This is a genomic window from Brevundimonas sp. (assembly GCF_041911375.1).
In the GTDB taxonomy this organism is placed as follows: domain Bacteria; phylum Pseudomonadota; class Alphaproteobacteria; order Caulobacterales; family Caulobacteraceae; genus Brevundimonas.
On sequence record NZ_JAYRPA010000034.1, the window covers coordinates 1 to 1,656 of the forward strand.

Annotated in this window: 3 protein-coding genes; all 3 read right to left on the reverse strand. The window is 69.4% G+C overall.

All coding sequences use genetic code 11. The annotated features are described in order from the left end of the window. Positions 1 to 387 (reverse strand): substrate-binding periplasmic protein (locus ACE3PU_RS06900; protein ID WP_374388039.1); only part of this gene is annotated, 387 nt, incomplete at its 3' end. After that, positions 387 to 1,208 carry a transporter substrate-binding domain-containing protein gene (locus ACE3PU_RS06905; RefSeq protein WP_374388041.1) on the reverse strand — a complete coding sequence of 274 codons (822 nt, stop codon included), beginning with the start codon at positions 1,206 to 1,208 and terminating at the stop codon, positions 387 to 389. The genes ACE3PU_RS06905 and ACE3PU_RS06900, both read right to left, overlap by 1 nt. A gap of 12 nt (positions 1,209 to 1,220) precedes the next feature. Beyond that, the coding region (locus ACE3PU_RS06910) for a PD-(D/E)XK nuclease family protein (RefSeq protein WP_374388043.1) at positions 1,221 to 1,656 on the reverse strand (436 nt) is incomplete at its 5' end.

Below are 1,656 nucleotides of genomic sequence, written 5' to 3' on the forward strand. Positions count from 1 at the left end.
GGCTCTGGCGGCAGCCGGGGAGCCGACCAGGCGCGATGACGAGCGCCAGGTCGTGTCGCTGAAGGCGACGCGCCTTTCGCGTTCCGGCGAGCGCAGGAAGTTGCCGAAGCCGAGGTCGAAGCGGCGCGCCTCGACGCCCGGCAGGATTTCGGCGAAGGCGATGTAGTTCAGGGCGCAGCGGGCGTTGATGCGGCGGCAGATTTCGCGGGCGAGATCGTCGTTGACCGCAACCAGTTCGGCGCCCGGCGCGCCGCGCGGAAAGGCCTTGTCCTGCCCGGCGACCTGGGCCGGGTCGAGGACGCCGACCGCCACCGCGAGTTCGGCGGCCTGGACGGCGAGGCCCGCGCACAGGCCGCCGATCAGGAACAGTGTGCGCAGGGCCGCCATCAATGCACGCGGAAGGGCAGGAACTGCGTGTTGATCCGCTCGTATACGCCGTTGCGCTGGATGCGTTCGAGGGCGCTGTCCACCGACTCCTTGAGTTCCGGCCGGTGCGGGCTGATGCCGAAGGAGGCGTTGCCGACCAGTTCGGGCACCTTCATCACCGTCGAATCGAAGCCGAGGCGTCGGAACTCCGGATCCTTGACCAGATTCAGGGCGGTGTTCATGGGCACGATGGCCGCCTGGGCGACGCCGGCGACCAGCGGCTTGCCGAGGTCGCCATTGGTCGCCACGGCGACCGTGTCCCAGCCCTGCTGGCGGACGTAGCGTTCCTGCGCCGACCCCTTGACCGTGGCGACGCGCACGCCCTGGTCGCCGGGCATGACGCCGGGGCGGGCGAACCACAGCGAGATCGAGCGGAAGTAGGGCTTGGCAAAAATGATCCTGGCGCGCCGTTCCGGCGTGTCGAGCAGGCTGACGGCGGCGATGTCGACTTCGCCGCCGACCAGCGCGTCGATCACGCGCTCGAGGAAGATCACCTGGAATTCGCAATGGACCTGCATTTCCTGGCAGAGCGCGCGGGCGATCTCGACGCTGAAGCCGGTCAGCCGGCCGTCGGCATCGCGATAAGCCATCGGCGGCGAGTTTTCCAGGATGGCGACCTTGAGCACGGTCGGCGCCGCATGCGTCGCCCCGCCCGCCAGACAGAGGACGGCGGCGAGACAGGCGACGGCGAGGCGCAGGCGAGGCGGCATTCGTTCTTGACAACTTTTTACATTGATTTCGAGTATATCCGAATGCCTTGTCGCGTCGTCGACCGGCGCCAACGCCCGTCGAGGTCACGGCAGTTCGACCAGAACGCCCTGCAGCGGGAAGAAGATCGCCAGCCGGAGGGGCAGCGGGTCGCCGGCGAAGAGGCTGGCGTAACGCGCCAGTTGCAGCCGGTAGTCGGCGGCCCGCGCGTTCAGGAAGGCGCTCTCGTCGGCGCCCTCGGGCACATGCACCGTCTTGTAATCGACAATCCAGCGGCAGCCGTCGGCGATGAAAATGCGGTCGATTACGTGGTGGACCGCAACCGTTCCTTCCTCCGGCGTCGCGCGGCTCGACCACGCCTGCTCGGCGGCCGCGGCGTCGGCCTGCGCCAGCACCCAGCGTCCGGCCGCCGATTCCAGCGTCCGGCACAGCGCGCCGACCACGGTGGCGGCGCCAGCGGCGGCCTCCGCCGGGCCGTGCCCGGCATGCGCCAGCCAGCGCCGGTAGGCTGGTTCGAGCGAA